1 protein-coding gene is annotated in these 461 nt (G+C 73.3%); it reads right to left on the bottom strand.

Annotated elements, in window-relative coordinates:
* Positions 1-125: 125 nt before the first annotated feature.
* Positions 126-461: MarR family transcriptional regulator (locus tag G6R24_RS21385; protein ID WP_225438907.1), on the bottom strand; the 336-nt coding region annotated here is incomplete at its 5' end.

The following is a 461-nucleotide window of genomic DNA, read 5'->3' as shown; positions in this document are numbered from 1 at the left end:
CCCGACGACGGTGGCCACCGGCCAGGGCATCAACGAGCCGAGCCAGCCGATGACGACGGCGAGGGTCAGGGCCATCGACACGACCGTCATTGCTGCTGCGGGGGTGCAGGTCCACTGCTTGCGGCTCATGCCGACACCTCTCCGGTGCTGGTGGTGAGGATGCCGGCGGCGGTGCGGGCGAGCTGGCCGGCGGTGAGGAGGGCGGTGACGGTCCGGCTGACGGTGCCCTTGTGCAGCCCGGTGGCCGCGCCGATCTCCTGGCCGGTGCGGGCGCCGTCGCGGACGGCGTGCAGGACCCGGTCCCGGTTCGTCGCCGGCCCGGACTGGTCCGCCGGGTCTGTGACCAGCATCAGGTGCCGCTCCCCGTGGCCTGGGTCTGGCGGCGGCGCTGTGGTGTCGGCGTGCCATACCGAGACCGGCAGGGCTTGGACGGCGGTGTCGTCCAACGTCCAGGTGCGGAT

Origin of the sequence: Candidatus Frankia nodulisporulans (assembly GCF_902806475.1) — a bacterium.
In the GTDB taxonomy this organism is placed as follows: Bacteria; Actinomycetota; Actinomycetes; order Frankiales; family Frankiaceae; genus Frankia; species Frankia umida.
This window is presented reverse-complemented; position numbering and strand designations above follow the sequence as displayed.